At 72.1% G+C, this 17,654-nt stretch carries 18 protein-coding genes; 8 read left to right on the top strand and 10 right to left on the bottom strand.

Annotation, left to right across the window (positions count from 1 at the left end):
- Positions 1 to 3: 3 nt before the first annotated feature.
- Positions 4 to 513, bottom strand: coding sequence for a TRAP transporter small permease (locus AACH10_RS03665; protein ID WP_341409197.1), 510 nt, complete (start codon positions 511 to 513; stop codon positions 4 to 6).
- Between the two features lie 18 nt (positions 514 to 531).
- A complete protein-coding gene (locus tag AACH10_RS03660) occupies positions 532 to 1,518 on the bottom strand; it encodes a TRAP transporter substrate-binding protein (protein WP_341408997.1) in 987 nt (328 codons plus the stop codon).
- A gap of 121 nt (positions 1,519 to 1,639) precedes the next feature.
- Between AACH10_RS03660 and AACH10_RS03655 the strand changes: the two genes are divergently transcribed.
- The 3 genes from AACH10_RS03655 (at position 1,640) to pcp (ending at position 6,613) form a co-directional block, all read left to right on the top strand.
- Positions 1,640 to 2,194, top strand: a complete 555-nt coding sequence (locus tag AACH10_RS03655) for a winged helix DNA-binding protein (RefSeq protein ID WP_341408996.1) — start codon at positions 1,640 to 1,642, stop codon at positions 2,192 to 2,194.
- A gap of 13 nt (positions 2,195 to 2,207) precedes the next feature.
- Positions 2,208 to 5,879 (top strand): hydantoinase B/oxoprolinase family protein, encoded by a 3,672-nt coding sequence (locus tag AACH10_RS03650; RefSeq protein ID WP_341408995.1) that lies wholly within the window; start codon positions 2,208 to 2,210, stop codon positions 5,877 to 5,879.
- A gap of 62 nt (positions 5,880 to 5,941) precedes the next feature.
- Positions 5,942 to 6,613, top strand: a complete 672-nt coding sequence (pcp, locus tag AACH10_RS03645) for a pyroglutamyl-peptidase I (RefSeq protein WP_341408994.1) — start codon at positions 5,942 to 5,944, stop codon at positions 6,611 to 6,613.
- A gap of 34 nt (positions 6,614 to 6,647) precedes the next feature.
- Here the strand turns inward: pcp and AACH10_RS03640 are convergent, their stop codons facing one another.
- From AACH10_RS03640 to AACH10_RS03630, 3 genes are all read right to left on the bottom strand, one after another.
- On the bottom strand, positions 6,648 to 8,210 hold the full coding sequence (locus AACH10_RS03640) for a methyl-accepting chemotaxis protein (protein ID WP_341408993.1): 1,563 nt from the start codon (positions 8,208 to 8,210) through the stop codon (positions 6,648 to 6,650).
- A 151-nt stretch (positions 8,211 to 8,361) separates the two neighbouring features.
- Positions 8,362 to 8,556: an anti-sigma factor family protein gene (locus tag AACH10_RS03635; protein WP_341408992.1), complete on the bottom strand. Its 195-nt coding sequence runs from the start codon at positions 8,554 to 8,556 to the stop codon at positions 8,362 to 8,364.
- Positions 8,557 to 8,594: 38 nt separating this feature from the next.
- Complete coding sequence (locus AACH10_RS03630; protein WP_341409196.1) at positions 8,595 to 9,146, bottom strand: sigma-70 family RNA polymerase sigma factor; 552 nt, start codon at positions 9,144 to 9,146, stop codon at positions 8,595 to 8,597.
- Positions 9,147 to 9,403: 257 nt separating this feature from the next.
- On the opposite strand from AACH10_RS03630, the gene AACH10_RS03625 reads away from it, so the two are divergent.
- Genes AACH10_RS03625 through AACH10_RS03610 form a run of 4 tightly spaced genes read left to right on the top strand, consistent with a single transcriptional unit; the run spans position 9,404 to position 11,919 of the window.
- The gene (locus tag AACH10_RS03625; protein ID WP_341408991.1) at positions 9,404 to 9,664 is read left to right on the top strand and encodes a BufA1 family periplasmic bufferin-type metallophore; all 261 of its coding nucleotides are present in this window, start codon (positions 9,404 to 9,406) and stop codon (positions 9,662 to 9,664) included.
- 29 nt (positions 9,665 to 9,693) lie between these two features.
- A complete protein-coding gene (locus AACH10_RS03620; protein WP_341408990.1) occupies positions 9,694 to 10,545 on the top strand; it encodes an MbnB/TglH/ChrH family RiPP precursor modification enzyme in 852 nt (283 codons plus the stop codon).
- Positions 10,546 to 10,553: 8 nt separating this feature from the next.
- Positions 10,554 to 11,372, top strand: a complete 819-nt coding sequence (locus AACH10_RS03615; protein ID WP_341408989.1) for an HvfC/BufC family peptide modification chaperone — start codon at positions 10,554 to 10,556, stop codon at positions 11,370 to 11,372.
- A gap of 46 nt (positions 11,373 to 11,418) precedes the next feature.
- Positions 11,419 to 11,919: a DoxX family protein gene (locus AACH10_RS03610; protein ID WP_341408988.1), complete on the top strand. Its 501-nt coding sequence runs from the start codon at positions 11,419 to 11,421 to the stop codon at positions 11,917 to 11,919.
- 1 nt (position 11,920) lies between these two features.
- Here the strand turns inward: AACH10_RS03610 and AACH10_RS03605 are convergent, their stop codons facing one another.
- The 5 genes from AACH10_RS03605 to AACH10_RS03585 form a co-directional block, all read right to left on the bottom strand.
- Positions 11,921 to 12,304, bottom strand: a complete 384-nt coding sequence (locus tag AACH10_RS03605) for a nitrile hydratase accessory protein (protein ID WP_341408987.1) — start codon at positions 12,302 to 12,304, stop codon at positions 11,921 to 11,923.
- Positions 12,301 to 12,966 (bottom strand): nitrile hydratase subunit beta, encoded by a 666-nt coding sequence (gene nthB / locus AACH10_RS03600; protein WP_341408986.1) that lies wholly within the window; start codon positions 12,964 to 12,966, stop codon positions 12,301 to 12,303. The genes AACH10_RS03605 and nthB overlap by 4 nt, the downstream gene beginning before the upstream one ends.
- Complete coding sequence (gene nthA, locus AACH10_RS03595) at positions 12,963 to 13,616, bottom strand: nitrile hydratase subunit alpha (RefSeq protein WP_341408985.1); 654 nt, start codon at positions 13,614 to 13,616, stop codon at positions 12,963 to 12,965. The genes nthB and nthA overlap by 4 nt, the downstream gene beginning before the upstream one ends.
- Positions 13,613 to 14,806: a PQQ-dependent sugar dehydrogenase gene (locus AACH10_RS03590; protein ID WP_341408984.1), complete on the bottom strand. Its 1,194-nt coding sequence runs from the start codon at positions 14,804 to 14,806 to the stop codon at positions 13,613 to 13,615. The genes nthA and AACH10_RS03590 overlap by 4 nt, the downstream gene beginning before the upstream one ends.
- A 71-nt stretch (positions 14,807 to 14,877) precedes the next feature.
- A complete protein-coding gene (locus tag AACH10_RS03585) occupies positions 14,878 to 15,669 on the bottom strand; it encodes an autoinducer binding domain-containing protein (protein ID WP_341408983.1) in 792 nt (263 codons plus the stop codon).
- Positions 15,670 to 16,248: 579 nt separating this feature from the next.
- Here AACH10_RS03585 and AACH10_RS03580 point away from each other — a divergent pair.
- On the top strand, positions 16,249 to 17,595 hold the full coding sequence (locus tag AACH10_RS03580; RefSeq protein WP_341408982.1) for a hybrid sensor histidine kinase/response regulator: 1,347 nt from the start codon (positions 16,249 to 16,251) through the stop codon (positions 17,593 to 17,595).
- Positions 17,596 to 17,654: the final 59 nt, after the last annotated feature.

Genomic DNA, 17,654 nt, shown 5'->3' with positions numbered 1-17,654 from the left:
ACATCACTCGTTGTGCAGCGCTTCGTCGCTGCTGGGCTGCGCACGCTCGCCGCGCCACTCGAGCACCAGCTCGTCGACGAAGGCGATCACCAGGATCACGCTGCCCACGGCCATGGCCAGCTGCGGGATCCACAGCGGCGTGGCGTCGTTGCCGGTGGAGACATCGTTGAAGACGCGCGACTGCCAGGCCAGGCGCACGCTGTACCAGGCCGCCAGCAGGGCCAGCGCGGTGGCCGCCGCCAGCGCCCACAGCTCCAGCGCCCGGCGGGCGCGGCCCTGCAGCGCCTGCAGCAGCAGCGTGACGCGGATGTGCTCGCCGCGCTTGAGCGTGTGCGCCAGCGCCAGGAAGCCGCTGGCCGCCATCAGGTAGCCGGCATAGGCATCGGTGCCGGGCAGGTGGAAGTGCAGCTGCCGTCCTGCGATGGACAGCAGCACCATGCCCAGCAGGCCCACCATGGCCAGCGCGGCCAGGGCCGCCGCGCCGTCGTACAGACCGTCGAGTGCGCGGCGCATCGTCACCGGGCTCCGTGCTTACTTCAGGTAGGCGTCGACCAGGGCCTTGCCTTCGGGGCCGGCCTTGTCGAGCCATTCCTTGAGCATGGTGTCGCCCACCTTCTTCATGTCGGCCTTGAGCTGCGCGCTGGGCGTGACGATGGTCATGCCGTTCTTCTTCAGCAGCTCCAGGTACTCGGTGTTCTTGGCCTTGCTGGTGGCCCAGCCGCGGGCCTCGGCGTCGGCGGCGGCCTTCAGCAGGCCCTGCTTGCTGGCGGCGTCCAGTGCATCGAAGGCGGCCTTGTTGACGATCACCGCGTTCTTGGGCAGCCAGGCCTGGGTGTCCATGTAGAACTTCAGGTGCTCGTAGGTCTTGGTGTCGTAGCCGGTGGAGCCGCTGGACATGTAGCTCTCGACCACGCCGGTGGCCATGGCCTGGCTCAGCTCGGCCTGCTGGATGGTGACCGGCTGCGCGCCCACCAGCTCGGCGATGCGCGAGGTGCTGGGGCTGTAGGCGCGCCACTTCACGCCCTTGAGGTCGGCGCCGGCATTGATGGCCTTCTTGGCGAAGATGCCCTGCGGCGGCCAGGCCACGGCGTACAGCAGCTGCATGCCCTGCTCGGCCAGCTTCTTCTCGAGCAGCGGGCGCTGCAGCTTGTAGAGCTTGGCGGCCTCGTCGTAGCTGTCGGCCAGGAAGGGCAGGCCGTCGGCGGCGTAGATCGGCCACTCGTTGCTGAAGTTGGCCAGCAGGATCTCGCCGGCCTGGGCCTGGCCCTGCTGCACGGCGCGCTTGATCTCGGTGGCCTTGAACAGCGCGGCGTTCGGGTGCAGCGTGATCTTGAGCTTGCCGCCGGTGGCCTTCTCGACATCGGCCGCGAAGTGCACCAGGTTGTCGGTGTGGAAGTTGGTGGCCGGGTAGGCCGAGGGCAGGTCCCACTTGGTCTGGGCCTGGGCCCCCAGGCTGGCGGCCAGGGCAGCCGTGGCAAGCAGGGTGCGCAGCGCGGCGCGGCGGGGCGTGAGACTCATCGCGGGACTCCGTGTCGGATCGGGTGTGGATGGACAGGCTAGGGGAAAGGGTGCACTTGCAGTCTAGGAATGGTTCCAATAAATTGTCAATAAATCGTCAACGTTCTTGGTACATATCCTCATGCCCAGCCGCCGAGCCCCAGCACGAACCGTACCCGACGGCGGCGCGGCCGCCGCACCACGGGCGGGCATCGTGTCGTCGTCGCACCTGGTGTCGCCGGCCAGCGTCGAGCTGTCGGAGCTGGAGTTCGGCCTGATCGTGGCCTGGAACGCCTTCTCGCGCTGGGCCGTGCGCTGCATGGCCGCCGCCGGCTGCCCCGACCTGACCGTCACCGACGTGCTGGTGCTGCACCACCTGCAGCACCGTGCCCGCAACAAGAAGCTGGCCGACATCTGCTTCGTGCTGAACTACGAGGACACCCATGTGGTGGCCTATGCGCTGAAGAAGCTGGTGGCCGCCGGCCTGGTGGCTGCCGAGAAGCAGGGCAAGGAAGTGTTCTACGCCCCCACGCCCCAGGGCGAGGCGCATGTGCAGGCCTACCGCGAGGTGCGCGAGGCCTGCCTGGTGGCCAACCTGGATGCCGACCGCAACCCCGACCTCGGCGAGCTGGCGCGCCTGCTGCGCACCATGTCGGGTCTCTACGACCAGGCCGCCCGTGCGGCCACCTCCCTGTGAATCGAAGCGCCGCATGACCGACCTTTCCCGCCCCGATGCACGCTGGCAGTTCTGGATCGACCGCGGCGGCACCTTCACCGACATCGTCGCGCGCCGTCCCGATGGCACGCTGACCACCGCCAAGCTGCTCAGCGAGAACCCCGAGGCCTACCGTGACGCGGCGGTGGAGGGCATCCGCCGCCTGCTGGGCCTGGCGCCACACCAGGCCATCACGCCCGGGCAGGTGGCCTGCGTGAAGATGGGCACCACGGTGGCCACCAACGCGCTGCTGGAGCGCAAGGGCGACCGCACCGTGCTGGTGACCACGCGGGGCTTCGGTGATGCGCTGCGCATCGCCTACCAGAACCGGCCGCAGCTGTTCCAGCGCCACATCGTGCTGCCTGAGTTGCTGTACGAGCGCGTGATCGAGGCCGACGAACGCGTGGGCGCCGACGGCACCCTGGTGCAGCCGCTGGACGAGGCCGCGCTGCGCACGGCGCTGCAGGCGGCCTTCGACGCCGGCATCCGCGCCTGCGCGGTGGTGTTCATGCACGGCTGGCGTTTCGCGGCGCATGAGCTGCGTGCCGGGGACATCGCGCGCGAGATCGGCTTCACGCAGGTCAGCGTGTCGCACCAGGTGAGCCCGCTGCTCAAGCTGGTGCCGCGCGGCGACACCACGGTGGTCGATGCCTACCTGTCGCCCATCCTGCGCCGCTATGTCGACCAGGTGGCCGGCCAGATGCCCGGCGTGCCGCTGTACTTCATGCAGAGCTCGGGCGGCCTCACCGAGGCGCACCGCTTCCAGGGCAAGGACGCCATCCTGTCGGGCCCCGCGGGCGGCATCGTCGGCATGGTCAGAACCGCAGAGCAGGCCGATCAGCACCGGGTCATCGGTTTCGACATGGGCGGCACCTCCACCGACGTGAGCCACTACGCCGGCGAGTTCGAGCGCGCCTTCGACACGCAAGTGGCCGGTGTGCGCATGCGTGCGCCGATGATGAGCATCCACACCGTCGCGGCGGGCGGCGGCTCGATCATCACCTTCGATGGCGCGCGGCTGCGCGTGGGCCCGGTATCGGCCGGCGCCAACCCCGGCCCGGCCTGCTACCGCCGCGGCGGCCCGCTGGCCGTGACCGATGCCAACGTGATGCTGGGCCGCATCCAGCCGGCGCACTTTCCGGCGGTGTTCGGGCCGGCTGGCAACGAGCCGCTGGACGCCGGCGTGGTGCGCCAGCGCTTCGCCGACCTGGCGGCGCAGATCGGCCAGGCCACGGGTCAGCCCCCCGCGCCCGAGGCCGTGGCCGCCGGCGCGCTGCGCATCGCGGTGGCCGGCATGGCCAATGCCATCAAGCGCATCTCGGTGGCGCGGGGCTACGACGTCACCGGCTACACGCTGCAGTGCTTTGGCGGGGCCGGCGGCCAGCATGCCTGCGCGGTGGCCGATGCGCTGGGCATGGAACGCGTGCTGATCCACCCGCTGGCCGGCGTGCTGTCAGCCTATGGCATGGGCCTGGCCGACCAGATCGCGATGCGCGAGGCCTCGGTGGAGCAGCCGCTCGATGGCAATGGCCTGGCCGCGGCCGAGGCCCAGCTGGCCACGCTGGCCGAGGGCGCGCGGGCCGAGGTGCAGGCGCAAGGCGTGCCGGCCGAGCGCATCCGCCTGCAGCGCCGCCTGCTGCTGCGCTACCAGGGCACCGACACCGCGCTGGCCGTGCCGCTGGGCCACCTGGATGAATTGCGCGCCGGCTTCGAGGCCGCCTACCGCCAGCGCTTCGCGTTCCTGATGCCCGACCGCGCGCTGGTCATCGAGGCGGTGTCGGTGGAGGCCATCGGCGCCACCGAGGCCGTGCCTGACGCGCCGGCCGGCGGCGCTGCGGCCGTGCCCGCCTCCCGCCCGGCGCCGATCACCACCGTGCCCATGCACTGCGCGCAGGACGATGGCCAGGCCGATGCCTGGCGCGATGCCGGCCTGTACCAGCGCGAGGCCCTGGCGGCGGGCACGCAGATCGATGGCCCGGCGGTGATCGCCGAGCGCAATGCCACCACGGTGTTGGAGCCCGGATGGCAGGCCCGCGTGCTGCCGGGCGGTGAGCTGTTGCTGCAGCGCGTGCGCCCGCGCGCCGTGGTGCATGCGGTGGGCACGGCGGCCGATCCGGTGATGCTGGAGGTGTTCAACCACCTGTTCATGAACATCGCCGAGCAGATGGGGCTGCGGCTGCAGAACACCGCGCACTCGGTCAACATCAAGGAGCGGCTGGACTTCAGCTGCGCGCTGTTCGACCACGAGGGCCAGCTGATCGCCAATGCGCCGCACATGCCGGTGCACCTGGGCTCGATGAGCGAGAGCATCAAGACCGTGATCGCGCGCAACCCGGTCATGCAGCCCGGCGATGTGTACGTGCTGAACGACCCGTACCACGGCGGCACGCACCTGCCCGACGTCACGGTGGTCACGCCGGTGTACCTGGATGGCGAAGCTCAACCCGCGTTCTACGTGGCCAGCCGCGGCCACCATGCCGACATCGGCGGCATCACGCCGGGCTCGGTGCCGCCGTTCTCGCGCTCGATCGCCGAGGAGGGCGTGCTGCTCGACAACGTGCTGCTGGTGCGCGACGGCCAGCTGCGCGAGGCCGAGTTGCGCGCCTTGCTCGGCTCCGGCGAATGGCCCGCCCGCAACCCCGACCAGACCCTGGCCGACCTGCGCGCGCAGATCGCCGCCAACGAGAAGGGCCAGCAGGAGCTGCGCGCGATGGTGGCCCACTACGGCCGCGCCACGGTCGAAGCCTACATGCGCCATGTGCAGGACAACGCCGAGGAATCGGTGCGCCGCGTGATCACCGCGCTGAAGGATGGCGCCTTCACGCTGCCGCTGGACAACGGCGCGCAGATCCAGGTGGCCGTCACGGTCGACACGGCGGCGCGCGAGGCGCACATCGATTTCGGCGGCACCAGCGCCCAGCTGGCCAACAACTTCAACGCGCCCAAGGCCGTGACCATGGCCGCGGTGCTGTACGTGTTCCGCTGCCTGGTCGACGACGACATCCCGCTGAACGCCGGCTGCCTCAAGCCGCTGAAGATCACCGTGCCGGCCGGCAGCATGCTGAACCCGAACCCGCCCGCCGCCGTGGTGGCCGGCAACGTGGAAACCAGCACCTGCATCACCAACGCGCTGTTCGGCGCGCTGGGCTTGCTGGCCTCGGCCCAGCCGACGATGAACAACTTCACCTTCGGCGATGCGGCGCACCAGTACTACGAGACGATCTCGGGCGGCTCGGGCGCGGGCGTCACCACCGACGCCCAGGGCCGCATCACCGGCGGCTTCGATGGCACCTCGGTCGTGCAGACGCACATGACCAACTCGCGCCTCACCGACCCCGAGGTGCTGGAGTGGCGCTTTCCGGTGCGGCTGGAGGGCTATGCCATCCGCCGCGGTTCGGGCGGTGCCGGCCGTTGGCGCGGCGGCGATGGCGGCGTGCGCCGCGTGCGCTTCCTGCAGGCCATGACGGCCGGCATCCTCAGCAACGGCCGCGTGCACCCGGCCTTCGGCCTGGCCGGCGGCGCGGCCGGCGCGGCGGGCATCAACCGCGTGGAGCGCGCCGATGGCTCGGTGGAGCCGCTGGGCCACATCGGCACCGCCGAGATGCGGCCGGGCGATGTGTTCGTGATCGAGACGCCCGGCGGCGGCGGCTGGGGTGCGCAGTCGTGAGCGGGGCCGAGCGCCGGTCTCAGTCCGCAAGCCGGCCCGCCATCCCCGCGGGGGATCGACCGATGGACGCATCGGGCGAGGGGCAATTGCTCGTCACCGGCTTCGAGCCCTTCGACGGCGAGGCCATCAATCCCAGCTGGGAGGTGGCGCGTGCGCTCGATGGTCAGCTGATCGGTGGCTGGCGCGTGGTGGCGGTGCGGCTGCCCTGCGTGTTCGGTGCCTCGCGTGCGGCGCTGGATGCGGCCATCACGCGGCTGCGGCCGGCCGGTGCGCTGGCGGGCGTGGTCGCCCTGGGCCTGGCGGGCAACCGCGGCGCCATCAGCGTCGAGCGGGTGGCCGTCAACCTGGTCGATGCCCGCATCCCCGACAACGCCGGCGCGCAGCCGGTGGACGTGCCGGTGGTGCCGGGTGCGCCGCTGGCCCTGGCCACGCGGCTGCCGGCCAAGGCCATCGTGGCGCGGCTGCAGGCGGCGGGCCTGCCGGCCGAGCTGTCGCTGTCGGCCGGCAGCTTCGTCTGCAACGAGGTGATGTTCGGCCTGCTGCACCGGCTGCGGCGCCGGCCCGGGGTGCCGGCTGGCTTCGTGCATCTGCCGCCCTTGCCCGAGCAGGCGGCCCGCCACGGCCTGGGCCGCGCGATGCCGCTGGCCGATCAGGTGCGCGGCATCGCGCTGGCGATCGAGCTGCTGGCCAGCGGCGCGGCCGAGCTGCGGGTGGCGGGCGGCACGCTGTCCTGAACGCGGACCGGGCCGCGACCGGTTGATCCGTCGATCAGGCGATCACGGGCTGGCCGGCCGTGGCCGGCAGGCGGAAGGTGTCCACCCCGCCGATCAGTTCGCCGGCCTGGTGTTCCAGCTCGCTGGCCAGCTGCGTGGTCTGGGCCACCAGTGCCACGTTGGACGAGGCGTTGTCGGCCAGCGTGCGCATGGTGTCGGCCAGCAGGTTGATGCCCGAGCTCTGCGCGAAGGTGGTCTCCCAGATCTCGCCGATGCGCTGGCTCATCTCGGCCACCTGCGTCACCATCTCGTCGATCGCGCTCTGGGCAATGACGGCATGTTGTTCGCCGGCCTGGATCTCGCCCGCGCTGGCCTGCACCAGCGCGCGGATGTCGCGGCTGGCCGCCGACGAACGCCCGGCCAGCTGCCGCACCTCGGACGCCACCACCGCAAAGCCCTTGCCCTGCTCGCCCGCACGGGCGGCTTCCACCGCCGCATTGAGCGCCAGCAGGTTGGTCTGGAAGGCGATGGACTCGATCAGGCCGACGATGTCGCCCACCTTGCGCGAGCTGCTGGCAATGCCGCTCATGCGCACCGTCAGGTCGCGCATGGCCTGCAGGCCGCGCTCGGCGGTCTGGTTGACCACCTGGGCGCGGTCGCGCGCGGTCTCGGCCGATTGCGAATTGGCCTGCACGAAGCCCGTCACCTCGGCCAGGCTTTGGCCGGCGGCCTGCAGTTCCTGCTGGTGCTGCTGCGTGCGCAGCCGAAGGTCCTGGTTGCCGGCAGCGATCTGGGTGCTGGCGGCGCCCACCTTCAGGCTGGCCAGGCGCACGCGCTCCACGGTGCCGGCCAGGCGGGTGCTCATGGTGTTCAACGCGACCAGCAGCATGGCCGGCTCGTCGCTGCCGTTCACCGGGGGCTGGTGCGTGAGGTCGCCGGCGGCCACGGCCTCGGCCACGGTCACCGCCTCGCGCAGCGGCCGCACCAGCGACTGCGAGATCGCCCAGGCCAGCGCCAGCAGCAGGGCCAGGCTCAGCAGGCCCAGGCCCAGCAGGATGCCGGTGGCGTGGCCGGTGCGTTCCTCGAAATCCAGCATGGTCTGGCTGGCCAGGCTGGTGGCGGCCTTCACCGTGGCGTCCACGCCCTGGCGGTGGCGCAGGTAGCGCACCTCGGCGCGCAGCAGCGCGGCGGTGGCGGCCTCGTGATCGCCCTCGCGCAGGTGGCGGAACAGGGCTTCGGCCTCGGTCATGAAGGCCTGGGCCTCGCGGTGTTGGGCGCCCAGCAGCTCGGCCTCCAGGCCAAAGGGCGGGTGGGCGGTCCACCAGGCCACGCGCTCCTCGTACTCCCGGCGCAGGCGCTTCATCTCGGACAGGCCCTGGTCCACCGGGATGGACGTCTCCAGCGCACGCGACAGCACCAGCCGCATCTCGATCAGGTACATCGGCGGCGGCAGGATGTCGGCCACCACGTCCTTGGCGATGAAGGCCTTCTGGCTGCTGCGGGTGAGTTCGCGCGTGACCGCGATCGCCACCAGCACGCACAGGCAGACGGTCAGGGCGCCCAGGGCGGCCAGCCACAGCTGGCGCGTGCGAACAGAAACACGTGTCAAGGCGATCATGGCCATCCCGGTCGTTTGTGTGCTGATGACTGCGATGCTGCAACGCAGCACCTGTCACCGATCGGCCGATTTGCCGCCGGCATCAAGCCCATTTACACGACGTGGTGGGCGATGTGTGACGGTTGCCGCGCCTTCTTGCCGGCGGGGCCGCTCAATCGTCGCGATAGCGGCGCCAGCCGCCCATGGCCTGCTGCATCAGCCCGGCCTGGCGGCGAAAGCGCCGGCATCCCGCACAGGCCAGCCAGTGCAGGTGCAGGCCCAGGCGCTCCCACGGCCGCAGCGGGCGGTCCTGGCCCTGCAGCACCAGGGCGGTGACTTCGCGGCAGGTCTTTCGCAGCAGGGCCATGGTCGGGTCTTCGCGTCAGGGTGGGGCGGGGCGCCGCGTCAGGCGCCGCGGGCGAACCAGTGCTGCTGCAGGCAGTCGCGCAGGCGCAGCCGCGCGCGGTGCAGCAGCACCCACAGGTTGGTCGGCGTGATCGCCAGTTCCTTGCAGATCTCCGGCGTGTCCAGCTCCAGCCACTCGCGCATCATGAACACGCGGGCCTGGGCCGCCGGCAGGCGCTCGCAGCAGGCGTCCAGCACCTCGAAGAACTGGCGCTGGCCCAGCGCCGCGGCCGGGTCGCCCCAGTCGGGCGGCGGCTCGCGCCAGTGGCCGCTGGCGTCGAACAGCAGGCTGTCGAGGTCTTCGGCGTCGTCGGCATCCAGCGTGGTGGCCTCGCGCCGGTGGCGGCGCAGCTGGTCGATCAGCTTGTGCTTGAGCACGCCCACCAGCCAGGTCTTGAGCTGCGACTGGCCGGCAAAGGCGGCGGGCTTCTCCAGCGCGGCCAGCAGCGTGTCGGACACCGCGTCCTCGGCCCAGGCCTCGTTGCGCAGCTGCGTGCGGGCATAGCGCATCAGCTGCGGGCGCAGGGCCTCGATGCGCTGCGCGAACGGCACCGTGTCTGGCGGCGCGGTGGCCGGCACATCGGGCTGGGCAGAATCGGCGGGCGGCAAGGCGGTTCCGGGCGGAGAAGTTTTTTTCGCGTGCGCAGTGTAAGGACCGGACCGCCTGGCGCGACAGAGCCTGCGTCGGTCAGATTCGCGCCACCCGGTCGTTCCGGCGGGCAGCGCGGCAGGCCGCACAACCGTTCCACCCTTGTCGCCAACCCCGTGACGCCGCTGCGGCGGCACACCCACCTCCGATGGAGTTCACCATGGATCATCGTCTCGTCCTGTCTTCGGCCCTGGCCACCGTTCTGGCGCTGGGCGCCGCCGCCCCCGCCGCCGCGGCCGCCGAGAAGGAGAAGTGCTACGGCATCGCCAAGGCCGGCAAGAACGACTGCGCCTCGGCCAGCGGCAGCCACAGCTGCGCCGGCCAGGCCAAGGCCGACAACGCGCCCGACGAATGGAAGTACGTGGCCAAGGGCACCTGCGAGAAGGAAGGCGGCAAGACCATGGCGCCGGCCAAGAAGTGAGCCCTGCGTCGCCCGAGCAGGCCTGAGCCATGAGCACCGGCATCGGCTGGCGCCAGCCCCACTACCGCGAGTTGCTCGACGGGCCGCCGCGGTCCGGCCTGGGCTTTCTCGAGGTGCACTCGGAGAACTTCTTCGCCGAGGGCGGGGCGGCGCTGGCCGTGCTGGCCGAGGGCCGGGCGCGCCACCCGGTCAGCCTGCATGGCGTGGGGCTGGCGCTGGGCTCGGCCGCCGGGCTGGACGAGGCGCATCTCGCGCGCCTGGCCGCCCTGGTGCGGCGCATCGAGCCCGTGCGCGTCAGCGACCACGCCAGCTTCGCCCGCGCGCCGCTGCAGGCCGGCGGGCCGGTGGTGCACGGCAGCGACCTGCTGCCCATTGCCTTCACGCCGGCGGCGCTGGACATCCTGGTGGCCAATGTGCAGCGGGTGCAGGAGCGCCTGCGCCGGCCGCTGCTGGTAGAGAACCTCTCGGCCTACCTGCAATGGCACGACGAGGGCGACGCGATGCCCGAGGCCGCGTTCTTCAATGCCCTCACGCGGCGCAGCGGCTGCCAGCTGCTGCTGGACCTGAACAACCTGGTGGTCAACGCGCTGAATGCCGGCGCGGACCCGGTGGCCACGGCCTGCGGCTTCGTCGATGCGCTGGATGCCGGCAGCGTGGGCGAGATCCACCTGGCCGGCCACGCCGTGACGCCCGACCTGGTGATCGACGACCATGGCAGCCGCGTGCCGCCCTCGGTGTGGGCGGCCTACGTGCATGCCGTGCAGTGCCTGGGCACGGTGCCCACGCTGATCGAATGGGACACCGACCTGCCCGCGCTCGACGTGCTGCTGGCCGAGGCCGACCAGGCGCGGCAGTTGCAGCATGGCCTGGCGGCGCGGTGACGTCACCGATGGCCAGACCCGGACCGCCCGACCCCGCCGACGCGCAGGCCGCCGAAGCCCGGCGCCAGCAGCTGCTGCTGCAGGTGCTGTGGCGCCAGCAGCCGCCCGAGGCCCTGCAGGGCGCCTGCGCCGGCCCGGCCGAGCGCGTGGCGCGGGGGCTGCAGGCCTACCGTGACAACGCAGCGGCCATGGCCGACCGGGTGCTGGCCGGCGCCTGTTCGGTGCTGGCTGGCGCGCTGGGGCCGCAGGCCGCGGCCGTGCTGGCGCGCCAGGCCTGGCGCCGCGCACCGCCCCATGCCGGCGACCTGGACGACTGGACCGGCCTGGGCGACCTGCTGCCGGTGCTGATCGCCGAGGCGCCACCGCTGGTCGACCAGCCCTGGCTGGCCGATCTGGCGCGGCTGGAATGGGCCGTGCACCAGGCCGAGCGCGCCGCCGACGCGCCCGAGGGCCCCCCCGAGGGGCTGGACGGCCTGGCCGCACCGGACGCCCCGCTGCGCCGGCTGCAGCTGCGGCCCGGCACCACGCTGCTGGCCCTGCAGTGGCCGGTGGCCGCGCTGTGGCAGCGGGCGCGGGCGGAACCTGACGCGCTGCCCGGTGGTTGCGGCCCGGCCGCGCCCGAGGCGGTGCTGGTCTGGCGCCAGGGCTGGCGCGCCACCGTGCAGCCGCTGGCGGCCGGCGATGCCGCCTTCACCGCCGCGGTGCTGGCCGGCCAGGCGCTGGGGCCGGCGCTGGATGCGGCCGCGCAGGCCGATGCCGGCTGGTCCTTCGAGCCCTGGCTGCTGCAGGCCCTGCGGGCCGGCTGGGTCACGGCCGTGCAGGCCTGAGCCACGGGTTCATCGTCATCCACCCCCAACACACCCGGAGCGCACCATGGTGACGCAGGTTTCTTCCCAGGCGGCAGCCCGCCCTGCCGGCTGGCGCCAGGCCGCGCTGCGCCTGCACGGCCTGGTGCAGCGCGCCGCCGCCGGGCCGCAGGCGCTGGCCCAGCTGGCCGCACGCTGGCATGTGGCCCAGGTGTTCTTCCTGTCGGGCCTGACCAAGCTGCGCGACTGGGACACCACGCTGGCGCTGTTCCAGGACGAGTACCACGTGCCGCTGCTCCCGCCCGGCGTGGCCGCCGTGATGGGCACCGGCGGCGAGCTGGTGCTGCCGGTGTTGCTGTTGCTGGGCCTGGGTGGGCGCTTCGCGGCGCTGGGCCTGTCGGTGGTGAATGTCGTGGCCGTGCTCAGCCTGCCCGACATGCCCGAGCCGGCGCTGAACTTGCACCTCTTCTGGGGCAGCCTGCTGCTGGGCGTGCTGCTGTGGGGGCCGGGCCGGTTGTCGGTGGACGCGTGGGCGTGGCGCCGCTGGATGGGCGAGCCGCCGCGGTGACTCAGTCGGCGTGAAAGTCCCCGGGCTGCAGCACGATGGGCTGGCCATGCGGTGTGCGCTCGGCGGCATGGCCCCAGGCGTCGGCATGGGCGGCCAGCGTGGCGGGGTCGGCCGCGCCTTTCTCGGCCACCAGCGCTTCCAGCGCGGCCAGCCAGTGGTGGTAGTAGGTGTCGCCCAGGTCGGCGTCACCGGCCGCCTGCGCGCGGCGGATCTGCGCACTGAGCGCGGCCGCCCACTCGGGCCAGCTGAACAGGCCCTGCTGGTGCAGCTGCAGCGTCATCGCGAAGACCTGGGCCTGCCAGGGTGCGGCGAACACCGGGGTGGTTTCATCGCCCTGGCCGCCCAGCGGCAGGCCGGGGCACAGGGCCAGGTCGGGTGGGTTCATGCGGGCTCCAGGGTCGATTCCCAGGCGTCGATGCTGACCTGCGTGCCGGGCTGGGCATCCTGGCCCCACAGCGTGGCGCCGTCGAACACCACGGTGTAGAGCCACTGCGGGCGCTCGCCCAGGCCTTGCGCATGCGTGTCGGCGAACACATGCGCGCCGTGCACACGCTCGATGGTGCCGACGCGGCCGCGCGTGTAGCCGGGCACGCGGCTGTGGTGCGGCGGCGGCGTGGCGCAGGGGCGCACCGCAGCGCCCACGGCATAGCGCGGCGGCTGCGGCGCGGGCCGCTCGGTGGGCGAACCCTTGGCCAGCACGGCGGCCACATCGGCCGCGTGCAGCACGCGGGCCACCGGGCGCGGCGGCTGTGTCAGCGTGCCGCTGGCCAGTTCTTCGGGCGTGGCCAGGCCGCGTTCGGCCATCAGCCGCGCCAGCGCGGCCAGCCAGATCTGGTAGTAGCTCAGGTCGGCGTAGTCGGGCAGGGTCTCGCGGGCGCTGCGGCTCTGGTCGATGTTCCATTGCCCGGTGGCGCCCATGGCCAGCGTGAGCGCCAGCGCCTTGGGTTCCCAGGCGCCGTGCCACAGCGCCCCTTCGGGCTCGGGTGTCACCGGCGTGGTGATGGGCCTGCCGCCCAGGTCGGCGTAGGAGGTGTAGAACGTGTTCACGTCGCCGCCCCCGCCGCGGCCGGACCCGGTGCGCGGGCCAGGCCGGTGCCGATCATCGAATCGCGCGTCACCAGCGCGGCCAGCTGTTCCTCGCTGAAGCCCTCGGTGCCGGCGGGGCGCTCGGGGATCACGAGATACCGCACCTCGGCGGTGGAATCCCACACGCGGATGGCCGTGCCCTCGGGCAGCGACACGCCAAAGTCGGCCAGCACGCCGCGCGGGTCTTTCACCACGCGGGCGCGGTAGGGCGCGCTCTTGTACCAGGTGGGCGGCAGGCCCAGCACCGGCCAGGGGTAGCAGCTGCACAGCGTGCACACCACCAGGTGGTGCTGGCCGGGGCCGTTGGCCACCGCCACCATGTGCTCGCCCTGGCGGCCGGTGTAGCCCAGCGAGGCGATGGCCGCGGTGGCGTCGCGCAGCAGCCAGTCGCGGTAAGTGGGGTCGGCCCAGGCCTTGGCCACAACGCGCGCGCCATTGCGCGGGCCGATCTTCGTCTGGTAGGTGTCGATCAGCGCGTCGAGCGCCGCCGGGTCGATGTAGCCCTTGGCGGTGAGCACGGTCTCCAGCGCGCGCACGCGCCGGTCCATCTCGTCGAGGTGGCTGTGGTCGTCGTGACCATGGTGGTCATGGTCGTCGTGATCGTGACTCATGGCACCAGCCTCAGGATGCGTCCGTCGGGGTTGTCGGTCAGCACGTACAGCCAGCCGTCGGGGCCCTGGCGCACGTCGCGGATGCGTTCGTTCAGGTTCTGCAGCAGGCGTTCCTCGCGCAGCACCTTGCTGCCGTCGAGCTCCAGCCGCAGCAGGGCCTGGGCGCGCAGTGCGCCGATGAACAGGCTGCCCTTCCAGCCGGGGTAGCGGTCGCTGGTCAGGAAGGCCATGCCGCTGGGCGCGATCGACAGCGGCACCCAGTGCGCGATGGGCGCCGCAACGTCGGCGCGCTCGGTGCCTTCGCCGATCCTGGTGCCGGTGCCGTAGTTGCGGCCGTAGGTGATCACCGGCCAGCCGTGGTTGCGGCCGGGCTGCGTGAGGTTGAGCTCGTCGCCGCCCTGCGGGCCGTGCTCCACGGTCCACAGCTCACCGGTGGCGGGGTGGATGGCGGCGCCCTGCACATTGCGATGGCCCCAGCTCCAGATCTCCGGGCGCACGCCGGGTTTGCCGGCCAGCGGGTTGTCGGCCGGCACGCGGCCATCGGCCTCGATGCGCACCACCTTGCCCAGCGTGTTGTCCAGCGTTTGCGCGTCGTCCTTGCGCGTGAAGCGCTCGCCCAGCGTGATGAACAGGCGGCCGTCGTTGGCGAAGGCCAGGCGCGAGCCGAAGTGCAGCCGGCTGGCCACCTTGGGCGCCTGGCGGAAGATCACCTGCACATCGGCCAGGCGCTCGGCGCCCGGTGCGCCGTCCAGCCGGGCGCGGGCCACGGCCGTGCCGTTGCCGTCGGCCGGGTCGCCGGGTTGCGCGGCCTCGCTGTAGCTCCAGTAGACCAGGCGGTTGCTGGCGAACTTGGGGTCGAGCACCACGTCGAGCAGGCCGCCCTGGCCCTCGGCCACCACGGTGGGCAGGCCCGGCAGCGGCGGACCCAGCCGTCCGTCGGCGGCCACGATGCGCATGCGCCCCGGCCGCTCGGTGACCAGCATGCGGCCATCGGGCAGGAAGGCCAGGCCCCAGGGGTTGACCAGGCCATGCGCCACGGCCTGCACCTTGGGGGCCGGGCCGGCCGCGGGCGCGGCGGCGGCGCTGGCGGTGCCCAGGTGCAAGGCCAGGCCCAGGGCCGTGGCCAGCCGCGCCCAGGCCGGGGGGATTCCGCTGCGCTGGCGGATGGCGGGTGCTTGCAACGACGTCATGGCGCTGCTTCTACCACCATCCGCCGGGTCTGTTGACCCAGGCATTCATCGATCCCGCTTGCGGCGCGGGGTCAACCCTGCTGGCCGTGGCGCTTCAGGGAATCGTTGAACAGGCCCATCGCGGTGGCGATGGCCACCGCCTGCTGCCGGTTGCTGGCGCTCAGCTTGGCCATCACGCGCTGCAGGTGGAAGTTGACCGTGGCTTCGCTCAGGTGCAGCAGCTGGGCGGTCTCGGCGCTGGTCTTGCCGCGGGCCGACCAGTGCAGGCACTCGAGCTCGCGATCGGAGAACTGGTGCTCGGCGATGGGCATGCGCTCGGCGTGCACGATCTTCAGCAGGCAGTCGTGCGCCATCCGCGGCAGCATGCTGTATTCGAGCGGCACCGCCGGTGGGTCGGCGGCGGCGCTGAACGGGCCCTCGCGCCGCGCCAGCGTCAGCAGGGCCAGCGACTGCGGCCGGTGGCTGGACAGGCTCACGCCCTCGGCCATGCCGTGCTGCAGTGCGGTCGACCAGTACTCGGGCGCCTCGTGCATCCGGCGCTGGGCCACCCACACCATCGCATCGGTGGATGCGCGGCAGTGCTGCACCACCGGGCTGTGGCGGTACAGCGAACGCGCCAGGTACATCTCGCTCCAGGCGTCCGGCAGTGTGCTCACCAGGTGCCGGATCGGACTGCCGAAGCCCCGCCAGTCCTCGATCGCGGCGATCGCCACATCGAAGCCCAGCGCCGAGGCCAGCTTCTTCAGGCCGTCACGCATCTCGCGCGTGGTGGTGCAGCCGGCCAGTTCGGCGATCTGGGGCGCCACGATCAGCCGCGGCAGTCCGTGGGGGCGTGTCGGGTCATCGGAAGTGGCGTTGGACATCGGTACTGCAGGTGTGTCGGTGACGGGTGCGCGGGTAGCGCTGCGCCGGGGTGCCAGTGCAGCAGGCGCGCGTGACAGGCTGACGGGGTGAACGTGGACCGGGGCCGAGGCCTGCAGTCCGTTGTGCCGTGTGCACAACACACGCGGAGGGGTTAGCGAGTTTCATGCCCTGGTCGGGGGTGTCTTGGTGACAAGGTGTGCACGAATGCCTTGTTTGCGCTGCAGCTTTGCAGCGCGCGCCGGCGCGATGCGCATGCAGACTGGCCCGGTGGCCGGCGGTCGATCTCTGGTACCGCGCAGAACCTGGTTTCTCCTGGGATTTTCGGGTGTACGGCGAGGACGCTTACCCGGATTGCAAGGCGTGCGGGCTGGCGGATCGGGCCAGCCGCTCCGCTTCCAGCGTTGCGTGCTGCAGAACTAGCGGATCTTGTAGTTCGGCAACTTGTAAGAAATGCTACCGTCAAGTCTGGCAACAATTGATTGACACCAGACGGTTTTTTCAGTGGCCGGAGTTCAAGGCGCCGCGGCATCCCGCGGTGTGTCACCAAGGCCGCCGCGGCGGCGTGTCACCGGGTTTTTATGAAACGCGACGACTACGCAGGCATCGCCGGCGTGGCAGCACCCGTGGCGCCACCGGCGCCCACGGCGGTGCCGCTGCTGGAATCGGGCGTGTGGCATTGCCCCGGCAGTGCCCGGTGCGGCCCGCTGCGCGAGTCGCAGCTCACCCTGGGCATGCTGGCGCATGACCTGAACGGCGTCAGCGCCAGCATGCTGGCGGCCATCGGCCAGCTGGCGCTGCAACTGCCGCCCGACCATCCGCTGCAGGCGCTGACCGATCAGGTGCGCCGCTCGGCCGCGCGGGCGCGCGAACTGGTGCACCAGATGCTGGATCCCGATCGGCAGCGCGGCGAGCGCCGCGAGCCGTGCGACCTGGGCGCCCTGCTCGAAGACGTGGCCGAGCTGCTGCGCCCCGGTCTGCCGGACAGGCAGCGGTTGAGCGTGCGCCGCCCCGCCGCACCGCAGCGGGCCCGGGTGGATTCGAGCCGCTTCCTGCGCGCGCTGATCAACCTGTGCCGCAATGCGCTGCAGGCCATGGACGAGCGCCCGGGCCACATCCAGCTGCAGGTCGAGCCGACGCACGACCCGGCCGGCATGGTGCGCGTGGTGATCCAGGACGACGGGCCGGGCATGGACAGCCAGACGCTCGCCCAGGCCTGCCAGCCGTTCTACAGCACGCGCCGCGCCGAGGGCGGCCACGGCCTGGGCCTGGCCATGGTGGACCGCTTCGTGCGTGACCATGGCGGGCAGTTGCAGATCGACAGCGCACCGGGCCGCGGCACCCGCGTGGTGATGCTGCTGCCGCTGCAGGCGCCGGACGTCGATGCCCCACCTGAGAGCGCTGCCGCGTGCCCATCGGCGTGCACGCCCGCGTGCGCGACCGCTGGCCCCACCGCTGGCCCGCCCGACGCCACCGCCACCCAGCCGCGCCCGGTCGCACGCCGCCTGCTGTATGTCGACGACGATCCGGTGCTGCGCCTGCTGGCCGAGCACATGCTGGGCGCGGCCGGCTACGAGGTGACGCTGGCCGAGACGGCCACCCAGGCCCGCGCGCTGATGGACGCGCACGCATCCGCCTTCGACATCGTGGTCAGCGATGTGCACCTGCCCGATGCCACCGGCTTCGACGTGCTGGCCGCGGCGCGTGGCGGACGCCATGGCGGGCAGCTGTACCTGGTGTCGGGCAATTGCAATGCCGAGCTGGTGCAGCGCGCGCACCAGGAGGGCGTGCAGGCCCTGATCGCGAAGGACCGCTTCTTCGATCCGGTCGCGCAGGCCGACGGCGCGGCGATGGCCGGCCAGCCAGGCCGTGGCGGCCCCGACGGACCGGGTGGCGACCCGTGGTTCCGGCGTTTCCATCAGATCTGATAGTTGCGTACTCATCTGAGCGGCTGACATAGTCGCCGCAGCAGACAAGGTCTCTCCAG

Source organism: Pseudaquabacterium inlustre (genome assembly GCF_038066595.1).
GTDB classification, from domain to species: Bacteria; Pseudomonadota; Gammaproteobacteria; order Burkholderiales; family Burkholderiaceae_C; genus Pseudaquabacterium; species Pseudaquabacterium inlustre.
The sequence above is the reverse complement of the archived record's forward strand: the minus strand, read 5'-3'. Positions and strand labels throughout refer to the sequence as shown.

Coding starts and splice junctions, on each gene's coding strand:
- AACH10_RS03665 (WP_341409197.1), bottom strand. CDS start 513: ATGCGCCGCGCACTCGACGGTCTGTACGACGGCGCGGCGGCCCTGGCC.
- AACH10_RS03660 (WP_341408997.1), bottom strand. CDS start 1,518: ATGAGTCTCACGCCCCGCCGCGCCGCGCTGCGCACCCTGCTTGCCACG.
- AACH10_RS03655 (WP_341408996.1), top strand. CDS start 1,640: ATGCCCAGCCGCCGAGCCCCAGCACGAACCGTACCCGACGGCGGCGCG.
- AACH10_RS03650 (WP_341408995.1), top strand. CDS start 2,208: ATGACCGACCTTTCCCGCCCCGATGCACGCTGGCAGTTCTGGATCGAC.
- pcp (WP_341408994.1), top strand. CDS start 5,942: ATGGACGCATCGGGCGAGGGGCAATTGCTCGTCACCGGCTTCGAGCCC.
- AACH10_RS03640 (WP_341408993.1), bottom strand. CDS start 8,210: ATGATCGCCTTGACACGTGTTTCTGTTCGCACGCGCCAGCTGTGGCTG.
- AACH10_RS03635 (WP_341408992.1), bottom strand. CDS start 8,556: ATGGCCCTGCTGCGAAAGACCTGCCGCGAAGTCACCGCCCTGGTGCTG.
- AACH10_RS03625 (WP_341408991.1), top strand. CDS start 9,404: ATGGATCATCGTCTCGTCCTGTCTTCGGCCCTGGCCACCGTTCTGGCG.
- AACH10_RS03620 (WP_341408990.1), top strand. CDS start 9,694: ATGAGCACCGGCATCGGCTGGCGCCAGCCCCACTACCGCGAGTTGCTC.
- AACH10_RS03615 (WP_341408989.1), top strand. CDS start 10,554: ATGGCCAGACCCGGACCGCCCGACCCCGCCGACGCGCAGGCCGCCGAA.
- AACH10_RS03610 (WP_341408988.1), top strand. CDS start 11,419: ATGGTGACGCAGGTTTCTTCCCAGGCGGCAGCCCGCCCTGCCGGCTGG.
- AACH10_RS03605 (WP_341408987.1), bottom strand. CDS start 12,304: ATGAACCCACCCGACCTGGCCCTGTGCCCCGGCCTGCCGCTGGGCGGC.
- nthA (WP_341408985.1), bottom strand. CDS start 13,616: ATGAGTCACGATCACGACGACCATGACCACCATGGTCACGACGACCAC.
- AACH10_RS03590 (WP_341408984.1), bottom strand. CDS start 14,806: ATGACGTCGTTGCAAGCACCCGCCATCCGCCAGCGCAGCGGAATCCCC.
- AACH10_RS03585 (WP_341408983.1), bottom strand. CDS start 15,669: ATGTCCAACGCCACTTCCGATGACCCGACACGCCCCCACGGACTGCCG.
- AACH10_RS03580 (WP_341408982.1), top strand. CDS start 16,249: ATGAAACGCGACGACTACGCAGGCATCGCCGGCGTGGCAGCACCCGTG.